17 protein-coding genes are annotated in these 18,550 nt (G+C 59.9%); 11 read left to right on the top strand and 6 right to left on the bottom strand.

Going from position 1 to position 18,550, the window contains the following annotated elements; translation table 11 throughout:
• Positions 1 to 12 precede the first annotated feature (12 nt).
• The 6 genes from AB4Z38_RS22015 to galU all read left to right on the top strand — a co-directional run bounded on the left by AB4Z38_RS22015 (position 13) and on the right by galU (position 5,257).
• Complete coding sequence (locus AB4Z38_RS22015) at positions 13 to 744, top strand: hypothetical protein (RefSeq protein ID WP_441431669.1); 732 nt, start codon at positions 13 to 15, stop codon at positions 742 to 744.
• Between the two features lie 138 nt (positions 745 to 882).
• On the top strand, positions 883 to 2,253 hold the full coding sequence (locus tag AB4Z38_RS22010; RefSeq protein ID WP_441431668.1) for an LCP family protein: 1,371 nt from the start codon (positions 883 to 885) through the stop codon (positions 2,251 to 2,253).
• 262 nt (positions 2,254 to 2,515) lie between these two features.
• Complete coding sequence (locus tag AB4Z38_RS22005) at positions 2,516 to 2,986, top strand: hypothetical protein (RefSeq protein ID WP_441431667.1); 471 nt, start codon at positions 2,516 to 2,518, stop codon at positions 2,984 to 2,986.
• A gap of 117 nt (positions 2,987 to 3,103) precedes the next feature.
• Positions 3,104 to 3,586 (top strand): carboxymuconolactone decarboxylase family protein, encoded by a 483-nt coding sequence (locus AB4Z38_RS22000; RefSeq protein WP_441431666.1) that lies wholly within the window; start codon positions 3,104 to 3,106, stop codon positions 3,584 to 3,586.
• A 563-nt stretch (positions 3,587 to 4,149) separates the two neighbouring features.
• Complete coding sequence (locus tag AB4Z38_RS21995) at positions 4,150 to 4,392, top strand: hypothetical protein (RefSeq protein WP_441431665.1); 243 nt, start codon at positions 4,150 to 4,152, stop codon at positions 4,390 to 4,392.
• Positions 4,367 to 5,257 carry a UTP--glucose-1-phosphate uridylyltransferase GalU gene (gene galU / locus AB4Z38_RS21990; protein WP_441431664.1) on the top strand — a complete coding sequence of 297 codons (891 nt, stop codon included), beginning with the start codon at positions 4,367 to 4,369 and terminating at the stop codon, positions 5,255 to 5,257. The genes AB4Z38_RS21995 and galU overlap by 26 nt, the downstream gene beginning before the upstream one ends.
• Here galU and AB4Z38_RS21985 read toward each other — a convergent pair.
• The 6 genes from AB4Z38_RS21985 to AB4Z38_RS21960 form a co-directional block, all read right to left on the bottom strand.
• Entirely contained in the window at positions 5,254 to 5,856 is a 603-nt protein-coding gene (locus tag AB4Z38_RS21985) for an arsenate reductase/protein-tyrosine-phosphatase family protein (RefSeq protein WP_441431663.1), read from the bottom strand. The two genes, galU and AB4Z38_RS21985, sit on opposite strands and share 4 nt — an antisense overlap.
• 80 nt (positions 5,857 to 5,936) lie before the next feature.
• Positions 5,937 to 6,389, bottom strand: a complete 453-nt coding sequence (locus AB4Z38_RS21980) for a VanZ family protein (RefSeq protein WP_441431662.1) — start codon at positions 6,387 to 6,389, stop codon at positions 5,937 to 5,939.
• Positions 6,390 to 6,631: 242 nt separating this feature from the next.
• Positions 6,632 to 7,243: an LPXTG cell wall anchor domain-containing protein gene (locus AB4Z38_RS21975; RefSeq protein ID WP_441431661.1), complete on the bottom strand. Its 612-nt coding sequence runs from the start codon at positions 7,241 to 7,243 to the stop codon at positions 6,632 to 6,634.
• A gap of 185 nt (positions 7,244 to 7,428) precedes the next feature.
• Positions 7,429 to 9,315, bottom strand: a complete 1,887-nt coding sequence (locus AB4Z38_RS21970; protein ID WP_441431660.1) for a DUF4012 domain-containing protein — start codon at positions 9,313 to 9,315, stop codon at positions 7,429 to 7,431.
• A 385-nt stretch (positions 9,316 to 9,700) separates the two neighbouring features.
• The gene (locus tag AB4Z38_RS21965; RefSeq protein WP_441431659.1) at positions 9,701 to 11,143 is read right to left on the bottom strand and encodes a sugar transferase; all 1,443 of its coding nucleotides are present in this window, start codon (positions 11,141 to 11,143) and stop codon (positions 9,701 to 9,703) included.
• Positions 11,144 to 11,458: 315 nt separating this feature from the next.
• Positions 11,459 to 11,617: a hypothetical protein gene (locus tag AB4Z38_RS21960; RefSeq protein WP_441431658.1), complete on the bottom strand. Its 159-nt coding sequence runs from the start codon at positions 11,615 to 11,617 to the stop codon at positions 11,459 to 11,461.
• 272 nt (positions 11,618 to 11,889) lie between these two features.
• On the opposite strand from AB4Z38_RS21960, the gene AB4Z38_RS21955 reads away from it, so the two are divergent.
• The 5 genes from AB4Z38_RS21955 to AB4Z38_RS21935 all read left to right on the top strand — a co-directional run bounded on the left by AB4Z38_RS21955 (position 11,890) and on the right by AB4Z38_RS21935 (position 18,343).
• Complete coding sequence (locus AB4Z38_RS21955) at positions 11,890 to 13,365, top strand: polysaccharide biosynthesis tyrosine autokinase (RefSeq protein ID WP_441431657.1); 1,476 nt, start codon at positions 11,890 to 11,892, stop codon at positions 13,363 to 13,365.
• A gap of 256 nt (positions 13,366 to 13,621) precedes the next feature.
• Positions 13,622 to 14,593, top strand: coding sequence for a glycosyltransferase family 2 protein (locus AB4Z38_RS21950; RefSeq protein ID WP_441431656.1), 972 nt, complete (start codon positions 13,622 to 13,624; stop codon positions 14,591 to 14,593).
• 165 nt (positions 14,594 to 14,758) lie between these two features.
• Positions 14,759 to 15,727, top strand: a complete 969-nt coding sequence (locus AB4Z38_RS21945) for an EpsG family protein (protein WP_441431655.1) — start codon at positions 14,759 to 14,761, stop codon at positions 15,725 to 15,727.
• A complete protein-coding gene (locus tag AB4Z38_RS21940; RefSeq protein ID WP_441431654.1) occupies positions 15,705 to 16,856 on the top strand; it encodes a glycosyltransferase family 2 protein in 1,152 nt (383 codons plus the stop codon). Before AB4Z38_RS21945 ends, AB4Z38_RS21940 begins: the two co-directional genes overlap by 23 nt.
• A complete protein-coding gene (locus AB4Z38_RS21935; protein ID WP_441431653.1) occupies positions 16,853 to 18,343 on the top strand; it encodes a lipopolysaccharide biosynthesis protein in 1,491 nt (496 codons plus the stop codon). Before AB4Z38_RS21940 ends, AB4Z38_RS21935 begins: the two co-directional genes overlap by 4 nt.
• The last annotated feature ends 207 nt before the right edge of the window (positions 18,344 to 18,550 follow it).

Genomic DNA, 18,550 nt, shown 5'->3' with positions numbered 1-18,550 from the left:
CAAGGGTAAGCGATGAGGGACATTTCCTCCGGGCCGGAGGCGGAAGCGCCCCGCGCGGGAGGTGAGCCCTCCGGCGTCGTGGGCAATGAGCGCCTGACCGCACTGATCGGGGCTGTGGTGCTGGTGCTATCGGTGGCCGAGATCGCCACCGTTCCGACCCTGGGCAGCCTGATCGTGGCGCATTTCTTCGTTGGCGTGCTCCTGGCGGGCCCGGTCGTGGCCAAGACGGTCAGCACCGGCTGGCGGTTCATCCGCTACTACTCGCGGGATCCCGCCTACCGCCGTAAGGGTCCGCCCCGGACGCTGCTGCGCGTGATAGCTCCGGTGCTCGTCGTCTCGACACTCGTGCTGATCGGCAGCGGCATCGCCCTGGCCATCACCGGGCCTGCCCCCGAGATCCTGATCCGGCTGCACGTTGTCAGCTTCCTGGTCTGGCTCGCCACCCTCGCGGTGCACGTTTTCGCGTACGTGAGGCGGGTACCCCGGTTAATAGCCGAAGACTGGCGCAGCAGCCCCCTCCGGCCGAAGCGAAGGAACGGGACCGCACCGGAGCCTTCGGGACGCCGGATGCGGCTCGCCGTCAATATTGCGGTGCTCGTTCTGGCCGCGATCGCTGCGGTGCTGCTTCTGCCGACTGCCGCGCCATGGGAGGGATGGCGTGGTCAGGGCGTGACCGGACCTGGGGTCCTCGCCGTCGCAGTGAGCATCGGGACCGCGGTCGCGGTGATGCTCAAGCGCCGCTAGGGGAGCAAGTAACAACCCGCAGCACCGAGCCCGCGTCGTTGGGGCCATTACCCGGATGGCCGATTACAATCTGCTTACGCTCTGGTTGCGCCGCGAATCCAGCCACCACGCCAACGCCGGCGGGGACAGGAGAATTTCATGAATGATGGGCCCCGCCGCCAGCGCGGCGGATCATCCGGCGCGGAGCCAACCTCTCCAGGTCCTCGCCATATGCGGCGCAAGTCCCGGCGCAAGTCCGTCATCCTGATCTCGACCACCGCGGTGACTGCAACCGTGGCCCTGGCCGCCGCCGTCGGGGTCACCTATGTGGGCGCGACGGCGGTTGCGGTCAACAACAACGTCCACCGCTCGGATGTCCTCAAGGATCTGAAAACGCTGCCGGCGGCGGTGCCGAAGCTGAGCCAGGACACGAACATCCTGATCATGGGCCTCGATACAAGGGTTGATGAGAAGGGCAAGCCCCTTCCTCCGGAGATGTATGACGCTTTGCACGCGGGGGATGAGAATATCGGCGGTTACAACTCCAACGTCCTGATGCTCATCCATATCCCCGCGGACGGTTCCAAAGCCGCGGGCATCTCCATTCCCCGGGATGACTACGTCCAGGTCGACGGCATACCGGGAAGCGGGCCCTTCAAAGCCAAAATCAAAGAGGCGCCCGGCTACGGTTTCGCGGCGGAGAAGACCTCCTTGATCAACGCGGGAAAGCCCGACGACGACACGACCTACCAGGCGGCCCGCGACGCCGGGCGCAAGGCCGAAATAGCGACCGTGACCAAGTTCCTGGGCAGCGTGCACATCGACCACTTCCTCGAAGTCACCATGGCCGCGTTCTACCAGACGGCCCAGGCCATCGCACCCATCACCGTGTGCGTCAACAGGGCCACCCAGGACACCTTCTCCGGGGCCGACTTCAAAGCGGGTATGCAGCAGATCGATGCCAAACAGGCCATGGCCTTCGTGCGGCAGCGCCGGGACACGTCCGACCCGACGTACCTCTTCTCGGACCTGGACCGCGAACGCCGGCAGCAGGCCTTCATCGCCTCGGTCTCCCACCAGCTCAAGGACGCCGGGACCTTCACCGATATCGGCAAAATGCAAGGTGTCCTGGACGCGGTGAGCAAGAACATCGTGGTTGATTCGGAGTTGAACTTGATCCAGCTTGCCCAGCAGGCCACGTCCCTGACCGGGGGCAACATCTCCTTCAGCACCCTGCCGATCACAGGCTTCGGCACCTCCCCGGATGGCGCCTCCATCAACACCGTGAACGTCAACCAGGTTCAGGCCACCGTCAAGGAACTCCTCACCCCGGTCCCGCCGGCTCCTGCAACGACCCCGACGGCGACCCCGACGACGGCGGCCGCCTCACCTGCGGCAGCGGCACCGCCTCCAGCACCCGCCTCGGAAGCCGCAAGCCAAGCACCAGCCGCTCCGTCAGCACCCGCAAGCAACGTCTACGCCGATTCCACCGGGGCCCTCCAAGGCGGTGCCATCGCTTGCGTGAAATAGGTCAGCACCGACATCCAAGGGGGCAGGGCACGCACCGGACCCTGGACCTCATCGATCAGCGCCTGTTGCATTATTTCCTCGCCGAGGTACTCGAATAAATTCCGGCCGGTTTCGAGTGCCTGCCACTCTATGCTGCGCCCCGCCGAATGCCTACCCTCATGACCGTACCCAATCGAGTCCGGCTGCGCTCCCAGGAACGTCGCCACATGCGGAAGCTACTCGCGCTTCCCAAGGTATGAAACGACTGGCGATGGAGCAAACTATGAAGATCTTAGGAACAACTGCATTAAGCCGGAAGGCTGTTTTCGCGCTCTCTGCCTCGGCCGCGTTAGTGGCTGGCGGCCTCGGATTCGCCGCGCCGGCGTCCGCTTATGGCAACACGGCTGTCTATCAGATCGAGTTGTCCGCCAATCTCAGTGGCCATGACGGCGGCGGCGCCTGGCTGTGGATAGAACTTGATAGTAGCCACACAGGCGACTACAAGGGTTCGGACTGTGGCCACGCTGGACAGGGCGCTGTGGCCGATTCGGGAGACGTGACTTGGTCGGACAACACCACCACACACACCCTCACGATCAACGGCGTCATTCTGAAGGGCTTGGGAGATTTCCCAACCACTATTACCGTGCCGGATACCTATGGCCATTACACCGGAGGCCTCAGCAGCTTCCTGACCGTGCCGTTCCCCATCCCGTCGACAGTCGGTAACTCGCAGCTCCAGGTCGCCCCCTGAGCGCGGAGTATCCAGTTGTCCACGACTTCACCAGCTTGGTGCCCTCCCGGTATTGGTGAAGTCGTGGCGGGGTAGGACTTCTTTTTGGCAGGCCTCACCCTCCGATAGGCTCGGCGGATGAGTGAAAATACCCCGAAGCTCGCAGGCTATCTGGACAAGCAACAGCCCGGACTCTATCAGGCCCTGTCCGGCTACGCGGAGCAGGTCACTGCCGAGGCAGACAGGACCGGGATCCCGCGCCGCACACTCGAGTTGTTGAACTTCCGGGCTTCGCAGATCAACGGCTGCGCCTTCTGCCTGGACCTGCATCACCGCCGCGCCATTGGCTATGGCGAGACTGAGCAGCGGCTTTCCCTGGTGTCCGTGCATGGCGAGGTGGGGCTCTTCGACGAGGGCGAGCAGGTCGCGCTGGAGCTTGCCGAACAGATCACGCGCATGAGCAGCGCCCGCCCCACCGCCGAGCTGTTCTCCCGCGCGCGGAAGGTCTACACGGAGGAGCAGATCAGCGTGCTGTGCATGGCGTGCATCGGCATCAACGCTTTCAACCGCCTGTCCATCCTGAGCGAGCACCCGGTGCGCAAGGCCCGTTCGTCGTCGTGAAGCGTGCGAGGTCGCACGATTCCTCTCAGTCTCGTGGAGGCCCGGCGCTTGAATTCTTCCGCCTACTGTGCCGCCACAGGTAAAGTCCCCAGCATCCGAGGCCCAAGGCGATGGCTGATGCAACGCCTCGCCACCAGACAAAGGGTTGCGAAGACGCGAAAAGGATTGCATAGGCAAAGAACGAAGCGCTTATCCAAGGATTCGGAATCTTGTTGGCCATCGGGCCGCCTTTCGGATGTGAGTTCTTGGAGGAAAGCGGGCTACCAGCCGGCACAACTGACCGTGGGCTCCGCGGCGCGGGCGGGGGCTAGCCCGGCGAACACCAAGCTTGCGCTGGCAGCCAGGACGACTGCAATCTTGTTGATGTTTTTCAGGATCATGATTGGTCTTTGGCATTGCACTGTTCCTCTTTGAATTAGGATCGGCGCCGGTCCTGTGCTGATCCTAAGCAGTCGTTTCCACCTTCGGGTGTGGATTCCGCAGGATTGAGTGCCAAATCTGAATAATTGAGTGCCAAACCCAAGCAAATTGAGTGGTGCGCAGACTGCTCACAGTGAGTTGGCGTGATTCGCCTGGGAGCGCAGGCAAGCAGCTGGCGTGCCGAGGAACAGATCAGCGTGCTGTGCATGGCATCCATCGGCATCAACGCCTTCAATCGCCTGTCCATCCTGAGCGAGCATCCGGTGCGCAAGGCCCTGACCTACGGACTTCTTGACCCGAGAGCCCGAAATCTTGCCTCAGAGATTCGCGCTTTTCAACATCCATTCGTAGGATTTGCCTATGTCTATGGGGAGATTGGTTCGTAAAGCAGTTATTCCGGCCGCTGGATTGGGCACGCGCTTCTTGCCTGCCACCAAGGCGATGCCGAAGGAAATGTTGCCGGTAGTGGATCAACCGGCCATCCAATATGTGGTTGAGGAGGCCGTGAAGGCGGGCCTCAGCGACGTGCTGATGATCACGGGCCGCAACAAGCGCGCTCTTGAAGACCATTTCGACCGTGCGCCTGATCTCGAACGCACTTTGGAGCTGAAAGGCGACGAAACCCGTCTGGACGCTGTGCAGCATGCCTCCGGGCTTGGGCCAATCCACTATGTGCGGCAGGGCGAACCGAAGGGCTTGGGCCATGCCGTGCTGTGCGCCAAGCAGCACGTGGGTGACGAACCGTTTGCTGTGCTCTTGGGGGACGACCTGATTGACGAGAGCGAGGAGCTCCTGTCAACCATGATCGAGGTCCAAGCGAAGACCGGCGGCTCGGTGATTGCTCTCATCGAGGTCGAGCCGTCGCAGATCAGCGCGTATGGCTGCGCCGACATTACGCCCATCGCGGGGGAGGACTACGTCCGGGTCAACAGCCTTGTGGAGAAGCCCTCTGTTGAGGAAGCACCATCAAACTTGGCTGTCATTGGACGCTATGTCCTGCACCCGGCTGTGTTCGATGTCCTCGAAGAGGCCGGGCCCGGGCGCGGCGGCGAGATCCAACTGACCGACGCGCTCCAGACCCTCGCAAAGGGCGAAGGAGAAGGCGCGGGCGTTTACGGGGTCGTCTTCCGCGGACGCCGGTACGATACCGGGGACAAGCTCAGCTACTTGAAGGCCGTCATCACCTTGGCGTCCGAGCGGGCCGAGTTCGGTGAAGACCTCAAAAGCTGGATGAAGGAATTCCTCGGTTAGGACCGCTGCATGCTTAGCCGGGCGTAGCGCAGAATCCTGAGGATGGCCGGAGCCAACTCGTCTTCCATCCGAAGGTACCCCTCGGCGCCTTGTTTGTAGGGGTCGGCGACGTCGTTGTCCGAGGATTTCGCCGCCAGGACGAGGTGACGCACTGAGGATGCCCGTGCCGGCAGTTCTCGCCATAATTGGGTGTAGTCAGAGCCCGAGGGCGGCGCGTCGCCCCGTTCCTCAAGGGCCGTCACCATCCGTGCGAACTCGCGGATGGTGAACGTCCGTTTGAGCAAGGAGGCGTCCATCTGCAGAACTTCCCCGCGATGGTGGGACGCCATGGTGAGTACCAGATCCGCTTCCCTGAGGATTTTCGAGGTGAGCTGGCGCGCGGCAAAGTCATCAGGTGTGCCGCCGTATGTACGGATGATGTTAGCTGACAGCGGTTGGATAGGGCTGCCCACCATGGCGCGGGTGCCCGCACTGCGGACTTCGAAGCCGCCGGGGAGAACCTGGTCCAGGCCTGCCTGGAGCAAACGTTCGGCTACGGGGGAGCGGCAGATGTTGCCGGTGCAAACGGTCAATATCCGAATGGGTTGGGGCGATTCCAAAGGTGTAGCTCTTTCACTAGCGGGCAGGCGCGCGTGACACCTGTGATTTACAACTTAACATGGCGGACATCGGGCCTCATTCAAGGCCTGGCGGCTCTTAGCGGCAACCGTTTCAACCCCGCCGCAAGCAGCAGTCCGAGGCCGACTCCAAGGGTGTTCATGAGGATGTCCTGCAAGCTTGAAAACCGATCTGGCAGGAACAATAGCTGGCCGAGTTCCACTGTGCCTGACACTGCCGCGCCGAGCGCCAGGAGCTGCCACCATCGCTTGCGCTGAAGCGTGAGTGCAAGAAGAAGCCCTGCAGGTGCAAAGAGGATTATGTTGGCCAAGGCCTCGACGAATCCGTAGTTGATCCATTCGGGTATGCCGTTTCGGTGCAGCAAATCCAAGAGGACTGAAAGGTCCCCTGCTGCCGGCTTGTCCACTGGGGTCGGCCAAAAAGCGAGCAATGCCAGCACTACGAAATAGCCCAAAAGGGTCCAGCGGAGCGGTCTAACGCGGGCAAGCGATTTCTGGAAAGAGCCGGTTTTCACGCGTGCCGTAACAGGGCGAAGGCAGCCACGCCGAAGGAAACCGCGGCCAGCAGGATCAGAAAAATGACGGGCCACGCCTGACTCGGGACGGCTGGAATCCGTGGAATCACAGGCAATCCCACTCTGAAGCTCAGCCTCTTGCGGCGTCGCCAATGTCTCCCCATGGTCATAAAGTACCGTACGCACAAACAAGGAGGGGTTGTTTCCGCATCACCGGAAACAACCCCTCCTTTGTGTTGCGTTTAGGCTGCGGCTACGGTTTCGTTCTTTGCGCGTCGGCGAACCACCACTACGGAGGCCGTGCCGGCTACGAGTGCGCCAGCGCCAACCAGACCCCAAAGGATCAGGCTGGAATCGACGCCCGTGTTGGCCAAGCCGGTACCACCGGTGTTGGCAAGACCGGTGCCGGTGTTAGCGAGGCCCGCGGCCGGTGCGGCCGCAACGACGGTCGCCGTGACGGTGTGCCCGGAGGTCGCACCAACGGCGGTCAGCTGGTAGGTGCCTGCTTCGGTAAGTGTGACCGGCAGGGCGAAAGCGCCGTTGCCATCGGCAACAGTGGTCACTTCGGTTGGAGCGAGCGAAAGCGAGCTGCCAACTGCCATGACTGCGGCACCTGCGCCGGGTGCTGCTGCGCCCTGCGGGTTGCCGGGTGCTGTGATGACGATGCTGATGTGGATGGTTTCGCCGTGGGCGAAGCCGGTTCCGGAGAAGGTAATGGTTGCGCCAGGTGTGACGATGGAACCTGAGACGGCGCCGTGGTCGATCGGTGCCGGGTAATTAACGGCCATTGCCGGAGCAGAGCCGACGAGTGCGATGCTGCCCGCAAGCGCGAGCACTGCAAGTGTTTTCTTCAATTTTTGTCCCCCTGAGACCTTGGTACGTACTTGAGACCTGATACGAAATTCGTTGTGATGACGTGATTTCATCCACCACGAACACGTGAACTGAAATCTGAGACCCACCCAAGAGAGAAGTTACCATCCTAAGGGTGCTGACGGCAAAGTAAATCCAAAGACGTTACAAAGGGTTAACGTGCCGTCTATCCCGGAGCTCCGCATGTTTGCGATTGAGTCGGGAGGATTACCTTGTCCATGGATTGGATGGTTGGCGTCACCACCACTTCAGGCTGGCTGTGCTGGACGATTTTGATAAAAGTGAATTCGATCGTGCTGCTTTGTCCTGGTGCCAATTGTTCGGAGAGGATGCCGACCGGCCGATCGTCGTGGCGCTGTGCACCAAAGGGGACCGGTTTCCCGTCCTGAGTGGCCGTTTCAACATAGGCTTGGGCAGGACCATAGGCGATGACATTGCTTTGGGCAGTGCCGGGCGGCACTCCATAGGCTCCGCCGCCGGTAACGTATGCCGGCAAGGAAGTGGCCGCGTCGGCGGGAGCGGTATTGGTGCTCGTGATTCGAACCTTGACGGCCCCGTAACCGTCGGGAGTCGTGCATTGCTGGATAAGCTGAACCGTGCGTTTCACGTAGTAGTCCATCTTGGCGCCCGTGCCGTCGTTGAAGTAGGCGCCGAACTGTGCCGCGGGAACGCTAGGGCCGGAAATGGAGCCACTGAGCGAGTATCTACTGAGGACGGTCTGTTCCGCGTTGTCAGCCGACCAGAGCAGCACCCTGTGCTCCGCCACGCCTTTCCCGACTCCGGCAAGCAGGCTTTTCGCCTCACCTTTGCCGGAAGAGAAGGCACTGAAGATTTCCTTGGCCACCGCAGCGAAGTAGACGTCCTGCGCCTTTGGATCCTTGATTTGGGCGTAGACATCGGAGAGCAGGGTCTTTACCACGTTCTTGCCGGTGAGCTGGGTCGGCAGCTTTCCCTCAGTCAGGGTAATTATCTGCGGGTCCTGAAGGCTGACCGGTCCCGTGGCGTCCAGAATGTAGCCGAGTGCCACAGGATCGATTGAAATCGCTCCGTCTAGTTGTTCTCCCTTTTTCTGTTCCCACATTTTCAACGCTGTAGTAGCGGAGGTGGGGAAATCGGGGGTGAAGTTGACGTCCTGCATGAACGTGCCCATGCGGTCGGTGTAGATGCGTTGCTGCTCAGCATCTACACCTACTGGCGGGTTAAACACTCCAAGCTCGGTGGCGCTGCTTTCAGCGGAGAGACTGATTTTGCCTCTGTCTGCAGTCAGTACCACCAATGCGCCGGGAATGCCACCTGTGGCCCGAGCCTCAGCATTGTTCTGAACGAGCAGCAGGTAATGCCGCGGCTTGTCGGAGCCTAACATAGCCGGGGCTAGGCCTGCTGCGTCGGATGCCGTGTCCAACTCATCCACCACGGAGCTAAGTTGTTGTCTGGCTTGAGCTAGGGGTCCGGCAACTTGGGGCAGCAAGTTGCTTGCATCGATCCCGTTCAACCGCTCGGCCGAGGCGCGGACGGCGTGTCCGGCGGAGGCGACGGACGGTGCGGCCTTTCGAATCGGGTCAAGGTCCGTGCCGCCGCCGCTGGGTATCAGTTTGTCCCAGTTGAGGGAATCGTACACCTTCACCAAAGGAGTGAGGCCCAGCGCGGCTACGTCGTCAGCTGAGCGAGCTATTTCGGAAGTGGCGGAGAAATTCGCACCGAGCCACGGGATAGCCGAGGCTAGGGACCAGAGTGGATCGGAGGCGGCGTCGCGGGCGGCCGCTGTGTGGCGCCGAAGCTCGTCGACAACAGCTGCGGCATCTCCTGGTCGGTTCTGCAGAATGCTCTCTTTGAGTTTGGGCACGAGTTGTGTGGATGCCTCAAGCTCTGTTTTTATAGTGCTGCCTTTCGCGCCGAGCCATACAGTGGCAGTCCCTCCGAGCACCGAGGCAGCGGCAACGCATATAGCAACGGTGAGCCATTGGCGACGTAGCCCGCCGGGGCCGGTTTTTCGAGTCGTCGAGCGGAGCTCAGGGTCGTCCAAGACGATTTTGGGGTGTCTGGTGTTTTTCACGCTTATGGCCTTCCTAGTCCGCGGTACTTGCCCACGGCGGTACGCCATTGGGCGGCGTTCGAGACGTTTAGTCTGTGCGGGATCCGGAGCCCACTACCGCCAGTGTCTATTTGGGACAAGCTTTTGTATCTCTGCCATTCGGTGAGCGAAAGCAGCCCACTGGCATCGGTGGGGGAGACTCTGGCGGCCAAAAACACCGGGGCTGCGAGTTTGACGAGTTCGGCTGTCGGATGATCAATGACCACTCGGGTGCGGCGGAGCCCTTCACCACAACGGAGATGGCGGGAAGAAAACCAAAGCCGGTGACGGGCGTGGGCGACTTTCCGGGCCTTCCCGAAACCCAAAATGCGCGGTACTGAGACCCGGAGATCATGGCGGCTCATCGTTAGACCGCGCCGTGACTCGTAAATACTGCTTTGAAAGTTTTAAACAGGATTACGATATCGCCCATGAGTGACCAGTTCTCTACATAGTAGAGGTCAAGCCTGATACTCTCCTCCCAGCTCAGATTGGATCGACCGCTTACTTGCCAAAGACCACTCATGCCAGGGCTCACGTACAGCCGGCGATGTGCGGCGTCATCGTAGAGCGCAACCTCGCCTTCGCGTTGAGGGCGGGGACCCACAAGACTCATGCTGCCGTCCAGAACGTTGAGTAACTGAGGCAATTCGTCAAGGGAGTACTTGCGAAGTATGCGGCCAAAGGTCGTTATGCGAGGGTCGTTCTCGATTTTGAATAGCGGCTTGTCGCTCGATCCTTGTGCCTCGAGAAGCGCCCTGAGCTCGGCATCAGCATTGACCTTCATCGATCGGAATTTCAGCATATGGAACGTAGTCCCACGCAGGCCAATTCTCTCTTGTCGGTATAAGACCGGCCCAGGGTCGGTAAGTCTAACAATCAAGGCAAGAATCATAAGGAGAGGCGAGAGGCAGACTATGAGTATTCCCGCAATTGCGATATCAAATGCTCGCTTAGCTACCTTTTTCCCACCTGCGAGTTTTGGTGTCGAGACATGGATGAGTGGCAACCCGGCCAACGGTTGAATGTGAATTCGAGGCCCCGCTATATCGGTGAGGGCGGGTGCCAGGATCATGTCGATGTCCCTCGCAGCCAGTTCCCAGCCCAGTCTCCTAAGATCCGACGGGTGAATGTTAACTCCCGCCGAAACAGCAACCGCGTCCACGTTAGACGCCAGAATCGCAGCAAGAATACTGTTGTAGTCCCCGGCGACGCCTGTCACTGGGACAGATAGGCCTGCAGGAGGATGTGCGTCGGAAATAGCCCCCGGAATATGGGCTGCCACCGGAAAGTAGCCTGCTGCTGGAACGCTCTTGAGGGAATCTACAAGATGAGCCGCGGAATCCGGTCCTCCGACTATTAGAACCCGGGAATTGCTCTTGCCCCGTGTCCGGTCAAGACTCAGATGCTGGCGGACGAGCCACCGCGCCACAAGCAGACCAAGTGCCCCCGCGGGGAAAGCCAATCCCACAAATCCCCGGGCGGTATCAATTTTTAGGCCATATGAAACGATGGCTACGAAACCAAACAACCAAGCGGAACTCGCAATGACACGCTTATACTCTTCCGAACCTGAACCGAGTATCTTCGCATCTCTAGTGCCCCAAAACTCGAGCATCAGCCACCACGCGATTACTAGAGTGCAAGACAACAACACATAATCAATGTCTTTCGTTGTGCTGCCACCAAGATCGGAAAAACCGAATCGTACGCCATAAGCACCAGCGATAGCCCACACGACTGTAAAGCCATCGACCAGCCTTAGCGTCCTAGCATATCTGGAACGCCAGGCACGACCAGCATTAACCACGATTCCCCCAAACCTTACGTCCCCAACCGAGCCCGCTTCGGACCCGCCTTGATCCTAGTCGTCTCGCAACAATATGGCTGCTAGATGACAGCATCGCCTACCCACTCACGAATCGAAGTTACTGGCCTCCTGGGTACCCTTGAGGTGAACAGACGATGCTTGCCTCCGCTTGCGTATAGTCGGCTTAGTGCAGTTGCGCGAGTAGCGTGTGAGCCGTGACGACGGCGCCTAGGTCACAGGCCATGTTACGAACCTCGAAGAACTGTCGCCATCCTTGGCAGTCTCGGCCGTATCGATCTGGCGAAGGCGGCGCTGTTATTCGATCGAATGCGGCCCGCAGGTCGCCTGGCCGCTCTCACCGTTCTTGCCCTGTACGCGGGCGAATGCGCCGGTCCCGGGAATCGCCGCGTACTTCTCGATGACCAGAGTCCTGCCAATGACCGCCAGATTGCGTGGCGTCTCCGTGAGGCCCAAGCCCACACTCCACAAAGTCGTTGGATCCGGAGCCCTTATTCCGCGTGTCGGACTGGGTTAGTTGAGGTTGAGGTGGAGTAGGGCGGCAAGCAATAGAACGCAGAACTGTCTGCGCCAGAATGCATAGGAACCCACTAAGGACTGAATGCTACGACTCGTGTGCTAGGACCCATGGATTTGCCGGGTAGACTTGCGCAGACGGTACGGAAGATCCGTTTTGGTGACCTGCCCTAGGCGGTTTCCAAGCTGTAGACACAAGAGGGGGAGTTGTTTTGGATCTACGCGACTATCTGCGCATTCTTGGCCGGAACTGGATTCTTGTCGCCGCCGTGACTTTGGTTGGAGTGTTGGGCGGCGGGGCCGCATCGGTGTTAATTAGTCCCACCTACAAGGCCCAGACCCAGCTCTTCGTGGCCATTCAGGGGTCAGGTACGTTAGCGGATCTCCAACAGGGGAACACTTTCAGCCAGGCAAGGGTGCAATCGTACGTAAAAACCGTTACGACCCCGGTTGTCCTTCAGCCAGCCATTACGGCTCTCGGCCTGTCGACGTCTGTAGATGAACTTAGCCGGCGGGTCACGGCCAGCACGGACTTGAATACCGTGCTCATCAACATCTCCGTTTCCGACAGTTCCCCCGTCCAAGCCGCTGCCATCGCCCGGGCAGTCGCGGACAGCTTGGTCAAGGTCGTCGACAGCCTGGAAAGACCCAAAAATGGGGGCAGCTCCCCCGTGAGCCTGTCCATCATCACCCCTGCTGAAGCGCCGTCGTCCCCTTCCGCGCCTAACTCAGTGCTCAACTTGCTCCTTGGATTTATTGGCGGCTTGTTACTCGGCTTGGTGATAGCGATGCTACGAAGCACACTTGATTACCGCATCAGAGGTGAAGCGGACCTGGGGAAAATTACGACCGCGTCGCTCTTGGGTGGAATCGCCTTTGATCAAGACGCCGTCAAGAAACCCCTCCTCACTCAAACGGCAACTCAAAGCCCTCGGGCGGAGTCATTCCGTCAACTGCGGACTAATCTTCAATTTGCTAATGTGGGTGGCCTTGCCAAGACCGTCTTGCTTACGTCCTCACTGCCCGGTGAAGGCAAAACCACAACGGCGGCAAACTTGGCAATTACACTTGCGCAGGCAGGTCAGGCCGTCTGCCTAATTGACGCGGACCTCCGCAGGCCGATGTTGGATGAATATCTGGGGCTAGAGCGAAATTCCGGGCTCACCACAGCACTCGTGGGCTCAGCGGACATCAACGATCTCCTTCAGCCCTGGGGCGATGACAATCTATTCGTTCTGACCTCTGGTCAGATCCCACCAAATCCCAGCGAACTTCTCGGCTCAGAAACGATGCGCGATTTGCTGAGTCGGCTCGAAAAGGTGTTTGACACCATTGTCATAGACGCACCTCCGCTACTTCCAGTGACGGACGCGGCGGTCCTGAGTCAATATGTGGGAGGCGTAGTAGTCGTCGTCGGATCCGAGAGAACGAAACGCCACGACTTGGAGCGAGCACTGAGCGCTCTAGAGCTCGTCGATGCGAAAGTACTCGGGGTTGTTCTGAATCGGCTGCCTACAAAAGGGCCGGATGCTTACGCATACAACTATTACTCCTATGAATCTGTCTCCCCTCCGCAAGAGCAGAATCGCAGCTTCTCGCAAAACATGGAAGCTCAGAACTCGCGTTTTGTCGAAGACCTTAATGAAGCGCCAATGCGAGTTGAAGGTCATTTCCGCAGAGGTAAATAGATCTACGATGGGCGTCCCGAAAGTGAGCTCAGATTATTCGACTTAGCGCCTCTGGACGCGCCACCGGTGATTCTAACTACGTGAGCGTTCTTGTGGCGGCGTCGGGCTAGACGAGACCCAAGTCTAGATCTCCGACTGACATTGCTGGTGGCACGGTCACGATACTGGTTATGACTATACCCACCGCTCACATCTACAGCGGCATCAAAAAGCCCCGCGAAGTCCTGAGGACACGCCGTACAGAAATGGAAAGCCCTTGAATGACCCAGTGAAGGCCACTACGCACACCGCTGCGGCTCACATGGTCGTCGTGCTTCTAGCGACCTTCGACGGTTCGCGCTATCTCCGGCAACAGCTGGACTCAATCGCCGCGCAGAGCCACCGGCACTGGCGACTCGTCGTCGCCGACGATGGTTCTGCGGACGACACGCTCAAGATTGTCCAGAGTTTCTCGGAACTCCATCCGGACAGGGTCACCATGGTGCGAGGAGGCCCTGTCGGGTCGGCACGTGACAACTTCTTCCGCCTCCTGCGCGTCGCAGAACCCGCACCGTATTATGCGTTCTGCGACCAGGACGATGTATGGAGCGTTGACAAGCTCGAGCATCTCGTGCATCGATGCCGGCAGATCGAGGCTCTGCATCACGAGAAACCGTGCTTGGTCTACTCAGACCTTACGGTCGTCGACGCGGATCTCGGCCTCCTAAACCCTTCTTTCATGGACCAGGTACGTGCCCGTCCCCATGACATCACTTATAAGACTCTCCTCGCGGAGAACGCGATCCCTGGGTGCGCAATGCTGTTCAATGCGGCACTCGCCGATGTGTTCCGCGCCCGCGAGTTCGATGAAACAGGAGCGATCATGCACGACTGGTGGATCGCGCTCCTCGCGGCAACCATCGGACATATCTCATATGTCTCGACTGCGCTCGTAAATTACCGCCAGCACGCGACGAACACTCTCGGAAGTGTGGAAAGATCGGGATTCGCATTCGTCCTCTCAAAACTGCTCCGAGGGGATCGCTCGGCTGCGCTCAAAACATACGCGCAGGCCGCTGCGTTCCTTGGAACCTACAGTGATCTGCTCGATCCCACCGTTCGTGAGGAGATGGGTGCATTCGCTTCACTCCACGATCGCAACAAGTTCGAGCGTATTCGGCTAATTCTGAAGCACGGGACCCTGAAACAGACTGTCGGTCGGCGCGCCTACCAGATGTTGCGAGCGTGATTTGCAGTGATTTACCTGTTCGGCGGTTTAGTCGCGAGCGCCGCGATGCTTCTATACCGCAGACCTCCGCCCCGAACAAGCCCGCTCTGGGCAGTTACTCTCGGATCCTCCACCGTCACGTCGAGGTTGAAGCCGACGGGAGACAGGATCGCGAGCTACTTCGGGGTGACCGTAAGCTTTGCTGTCCTATTTCTCATCGCCGCATTGCGATATGGCGTTGGCACCGATTACTGGCCTCGCTACGCTCCACTCTTCGAGCAAATCCAGCAGGGAGACGTCGAGGGACAGGAGATCGGCTATGTTCTGCTCAACAAAGCAGTGGGGCTGATAACAGACGACTATCAGTGGATTTTCGTCGTCACATCTTTCCTCACTATCGCTCTGTTTTATCGGTTTTTCCTGCGGATGTCGATCAATCCCGCACTGTCGGTGTTCATTTACGCCTTCGGCGGGTTCTACCTCGAGGACTTTAACCTCGTCAAGCAGGGACTTGCGATCGCGATCCTGGTGAACACGTTTGAGTTCGCCCTCCGCAAGAAGCATCTAGCTTTTGTGCTCGCCACGCTGCTCGCCGCGTCGTTCCATGAGAGTGCTCTCGTGTGGTTCGCGGTCTGGCCGCTCATGTGGATCCGGGTCAGTCGCGCCACTCGCATTGCGATCGCGCTGGCGATGATCGGAGTTGTCCTACTGGTCCCGCAGATCGTGTCGCGGCTCGTGGAGCAGGTCGCACCGCAGTACGGATGGTATTTTGACTCGAACTACGGGGTGACGCGGAGCATACATCCCGCCGTTGTCGCTGTCTCCGTTGCCGCTTTCGTCTTCACCGTGATCAAGGTCGGCAAAGCAGGACGCGGGGATCGATACGCGGACGCACTGGTGAACGTACTCGCAGTGAGCACTGCGGTTCTGGTGGCCACTACCACTATCGCTTACCTTTTCTCACGGCTTGTCTACTACTTCGCTCCCACTGAGCTGCTCGCTGTTCCCTTGGCTCTATCTCTTGTCCGGGGACGGCTTGCCCGTCACTTACTCATCGTTGCCTTCATGTCCGCCTACATGACGAGTTTCGTCTTCCAATTCTTAGTTTGGAATGCTCATGGTGTCCTTCCCTATGACTCGATTTTCTCCCGCTGAGCCCCACGGTGACATCCTCGTCACCGTTATCGTTCCCGTGTTCAACACCGCTCCGGAACTCGTCGAACGCGCGGTTGTCAGTGCGCTCGACCAGACGCATTCGTATCTAGAGCTTCTGATCGTGGATGACGGCTCTACCGAGGACATCGGGGAGTTCCTCGACCGTTTCGCCGAACGAGACTCGCGGATCCGTGTCGTGCATCAGCCGAATGGCGGGGTTTCCGCAGCGAGAAACACCGGGGTCGAGTACGCGCTCGGAGATTTCATTGCCTATCTCGACGCGGACGACTATCTGGAGGCCGAATTCCTCGCGGCTGCATTGGCAGCCGCACAGACCACGGCCGCAGATGTTGTGTTTGGGGGCATACGCGTCCTTCACAGAGGCGGCGCCGTGGAGTGGCGGACCGGTGGCCCGTCCGCGAAGGAACCGCTGGTTGGGACGCCGGACACGATCGTAAGCGCCTGCGTTCGTGCACTCTCGGATTCGCCGTCTCCACTTCACCCAACACTTCTTCTGTCGGTTACGAACGTGGTGTCCTGCTTATATAGAGCGGATATCGCCCGACGTCACCCCTTTATCGAGGGGGTCTCCCACGCTGAGGACCGGTTGCACAACGTACACGTCCTTCTCGGCGCCGCCTCCGTGGTGTTTTGCTCTGATGTCTGGTATGCGTACGACGCGACGCACGATCAGGGCGCGACTCGCCGCGCGACGACTCGAACGGTGACAGCACTCGCTCGCACCGTTCGCGAATTCGCTGGAGTTGGTGGAGCGATTGGCCCACAGTCTGAACTTCCCGACGATGCTCACGGCCGCATCGCACAGGCTGCTGCAGATGGTGTCCTCAATTACCTCAAGATCCTGAGCGGCGTGATGGCTGCGGTGGGCCGGCGGCGGACGAATCGAATGCAGCTGCGTCAACTACTCTCGGAACCGTCCGTCATCGCGGCGACCGCGCGCGCAACACAGACAGGGTGGCAGGGACAAATCTTTGCCTCTGCGGCCCGCCATGGCCAAATCGACCTGTTGCTGCTCCTCGGATGGTTGTGGGCGCGCACACGCGGCGGATTTCAGATGTCGGTCGAGCGCACCAGCAGAAGCCCACGTGAAAGGAAAGCACGACAATGACTAACGGGTCCGCGCAAGTAGACGTCAGTCTTTCCGTCCGGGGAGCACGGGGAGGCGGATTGATCCTCCTGGGGAGTGGGGCAAGCTTCGCGATCCAACTCGCATCCCTGCTGATCCTCTCCAGGCTCCTGTCGCCTTCCGACTTTGGAGTGGTGGCGATGGTCACAATCTTCGTCGCGCTCGGTAACCTCCTCCGCGACTTTGGGCTACCGCTCGCTGGTCTGCAAGAACAGTCTCTCAGCCGACAGCAGGCTTCGAACCTGTTCTGGATGAGCTCGGCAATCGCCGCCGTCTGCTCGATCCTGCTGGCCGTATCAACGCCGGTACTGGTCGCACTGTTCCACGAGCCACGCCTGACCATGATTGTGCCGTCTCTCGCCATCGTGGTGTTCATTGGCGGTGTGTCTTCTCAGCTTCAGGTGCACTTGGCCCGCGGCATGCGGTTCGGTGCACTGGTTGCCAGCGACCTTGTCGGGCAGCTTGTCGGACTCGCTGTCGCGATCGCATTGGCGATCGCCGGGACCGGCTACTGGGCGCTGGTCGCTCAAAGCCTCGCCGCGGCGTTGCTGACCTTTATACACCGTTGGGTTGCCAGCCGATGGATGCCATTGGCGCCCAGAAGAGGACATGACGCGCTGAGACTCTTGAAGACCGGCGCGACATACGGCACGGCTCAGATGCTAACGTTCGCGCAAAGCAACGTTGATACCCTGCTAGTCGGCGCCCAGCTAGGCGCCACTCAGCTTGGCTACTACAATCGCGCCTACCAACTGCTGACCGCGCCCGCAGGCCGATTCCTCGATCCGCTGACGCAGGTCGTGGTCACCACCTTGAATAAAGCGAAGGCCACACAGCGAGACCCGGATGCACTCCTATACAAGATCCAGTTTGGCGTAGGGACCCTAATCGTGTGGCTGTTCGCCGTGACCGCAGGCACCGCCCCTATCCTCATCCCGCTCGTCCTTGGCGATCAATGGGGACCGGCGGTTCCTATTTTCCAAGTTCTAGCGGCCGGCGGGTCTGTATGGGTCTTCAGTCACGTCAGCTACTGGGCTTTCATCGTCAAGGAGAAGCCGAACGCGCTACTCTCGTACAACCTTGTCTCGAAACCCCTCGCAATCGCGAGCATCTACATCGGTTCCCAATTCGGGCTGGTCGGGGTTGCCTGGGGTTATGCAGTAGCTATGGGGTTCTCGTGGCCGCTGAACCTGCTCTGGCTCGCTCGCACCGCGGATCTTCCAGGTTGGCGCTTTCTCGCCAATGGCTGTCGGATCCTGCTTGGTGGAGCTTTCGGAGGCGCGGCGTCCTTCATTGCTTACAACCTGCTTGCGCCTGTCCCTCCGCTGGTTGGCGTCACTGTGGGTACTCTGGCTGGCACGGCCGCGATGGCCGCCGTGCTCTTTGCGCTGCCTGGTAGCCGACCACTTCTCATCGAGTGGATGCGCCTGATGCGATCCTCACTCCTTCCCCTAAGAAAGGTTAGTTGAGCTAATGCACCGGATTGAAGAGACTGTCGCACGAGGCATATGCATAGGCTGCGGAGCGTGTTCCGCCGCGACCGGCGGCGCTGTGCGTGTTCAGCTGGGACGGACCCGCCTTTACGAAGCCGTCCTTGATGACGTGCCGGAACCCCAAATTCGGGCGGCGAGCCGGGTATGTCCGTTCTCGGACGAGTCGCCGAATGAAGACGAGCT

This window comes from Arthrobacter sp. 2RAF6, assembly GCF_052115205.1.
Lineage (GTDB): Bacteria > Actinomycetota > Actinomycetes > Actinomycetales > Micrococcaceae > Arthrobacter.
Note: the sequence above shows the minus strand (reverse complement) of the source record. Positions and strands in the feature narration are given on the sequence as shown.